This window comes from Actinomadura rubrisoli (assembly GCF_004349215.1).
In the GTDB taxonomy this organism is placed as follows: domain Bacteria; phylum Actinomycetota; class Actinomycetes; order Streptosporangiales; family Streptosporangiaceae; genus Spirillospora; species Spirillospora rubrisoli.
Window position 1 is genome coordinate 1 of the sequence record NZ_SMKU01000635.1, and the last position, 2,221, is coordinate 2,221.

At 73.5% G+C, this 2,221-nt stretch carries 2 protein-coding genes; both read left to right on the forward strand.

Annotated elements, in window-relative coordinates; genetic code table 11:
• Positions 1-115 precede the first annotated feature (115 nt).
• Positions 116-1,045 (forward strand): ATP-binding cassette domain-containing protein, encoded by a 930-nt coding sequence (locus tag E1298_RS46355; RefSeq protein WP_131903723.1) that lies wholly within the window; start codon positions 116-118, stop codon positions 1,043-1,045.
• 2 nt (positions 1,046-1,047) lie between these two features.
• Positions 1,048-1,887, forward strand: coding sequence for an ABC transporter permease (locus E1298_RS46360; RefSeq protein WP_131903724.1), 840 nt, complete (start codon positions 1,048-1,050; stop codon positions 1,885-1,887).
• Positions 1,888-2,221: the final 334 nt, after the last annotated feature.

Sequence of the window (2,221 nt, forward strand, 5' to 3'; positions counted from 1 at the left end):
CCGGGGGTCTGACGAAAGTCGGGGGCCGCGCATGGCGTTCGCGCACTGCGGCCCCCCAGCCCCCGCTTCTAGGTTCGGACCGTAGACGACCACCACGGCCGGGCCGGGAGGCACGATGATCACATTGCGGGGACTGACGAAGCGCTACGGGGACAAGACCGCGGTCCACGACCTGACCCTGGACATAGCGCCGGGCAAGGTCACCGGGTTCCTCGGCCCCAACGGCGCCGGGAAGTCCACCACGATGCGGATGGTCCTCGGCCTGGACCACCCCACCGCGGGACGGGCGCTGGTCGGGGGCCGCCCGTACGCCGACCTGCGGCACCCGCTGCGCGAGGTCGGCGCGCTGCTGGACGCCAAGGCCGTCCACCCAGGACGCCCCGCGCGCAAGCACCTGCTGGCCATGGCGCGCAGCAACGGCCTGCCCGAACGGCGCGTGGAGGAGGTGCTGGCCACCGTCGGCCTGGAATCGGTCGCCGCGCGCCGCGCCGGATCGTACTCCCTCGGCATGGGCCAGCGCCTGGGCATCGCCGGGGCCCTGCTGGGCGACCCGGCCGTGCTGATGTTCGACGAGCCCGTCAACGGCCTGGACCCCGACGGGGTGCTGTGGGTGCGGCGGCTCATGCGGTCGCTGGCGGCCGAGGGACGCACCGTGTTCGTCTCCAGCCACCTGATGAGCGAGATGCAGCTCACCGCCGACCGGCTCGTGGTGATCGGCAAGGGCCGGCTGATCGCCGACGCGCCCGTGGCCGAGGTGATCGCCGGCAGCTCGCGCAACTCGGTGCGGGTCCGCAGCCCGCACGCCGCGCGGCTGCGCACCCGGCTGCTCGCCGAGCACGCCGAGGTCACCCGGATCGGCGAGCAGGAACTCCGGGTCACCGGGACGCCCCTTGAGCGGATCGGGCTGATCAGCCACGAGATCGGCGTCCCGCTGTACGAGCTGAGCGCCCAGGAGGCGTCACTGGAGGAGGCCTACATGGAACTGACCGGCACCAGCGTGGAATACGCCGCGCCCGCGCCGCCCGAGCACGACGCGAGGGCCTGACCATGACGACGCCCACGACCCGCGACGACCAGCACGACCACGACGGCCGGGGCGCCGCGCCGGACGGGCCTCGGCACACCGGGGGCGGGCTGACCGGCGCCGTCCACGCCGAATGGACCAAGCTGTGGTCCCTGCGCTCGACCGCGTGGACCCTGGCCGCCGCCGGCCTCATGATGATCCTGATGTGTCTGATCGTCGCGGCCTCGATAGTGAACGACAACGACACCCGCGCCCCCGGCCACCCCGGCGTGGTGTCGGCCAGCGGCGTCGCCGCCGGCGCGGTCGACATGGTGCAGTTCGTGGTGCTGGCCCTGGCCATCCTGGTCATCACCGGCGAGTACGCCACCGGCAGCATCCGCTCGACCCTGCAGTGGGTGCCGGTACGGCACCGGATGCTGCTGTCCAAGGCGGCCGTCGTGGCCGCCGTGGTGTTCCCCACCGGGATCGCGCTGAACCTGATCGGCACCGCCGCCGCCTACCCCGTCCTGGGGAAATGGGGGCGCCAGAACGCCGGCGACCTCACCCACGACGCCCTGCTCACCGCGGTGTACCTCACCCTGATCAGCCTCATGATCATCGGGTGCGGGGCCATGCTGCGCAGCACCGCGACCACGCTGACCACCGCGTTCCTGTTCCTGATGGTGCTGCCGGCGACCCTCACCAACACCGGCTCGCGATTCGCCGTGCACGTCGCGGACGCCCTGCCCAGCAGCGCGGGGCGCCACCTGATCGCCGGTGAGGACACCCCCTACCCCGCGGCCGCCGCGCTGGCGATCCTCGCCGCCTGGGTGGCGGCCGGGCTCTGGGGCGGCATCATCACGCTCCGCCGCCGCGACGCCTGACGACCCCACACGCACCCCTACCCACGCCCGACGGCGGCCGTCCCCGGGACGATCCCGGAGACGGCCGCCGCCCTCCCGTCCCCGGCCGAAAGCGGAGACCACCGGGAGACGCCGACCGCCCAACCGAAGGACGCCGCCCAACCGACAACGCCACCGGCCCACCGAAGGACACCGGCGAACCGAGAGACGCCGACGAACCGAGAGACGTCGGCTGGCCGGGCAGCGGCGAGCCGAAGGACACAAGCCGGCCGAGGACGGCGCATAGCGGTCGGCAGCAGGAAGCAGGCAGCGAGGGGCGGCCGCACAGCGAGCGGCGGCGACGGGAACCGGACGC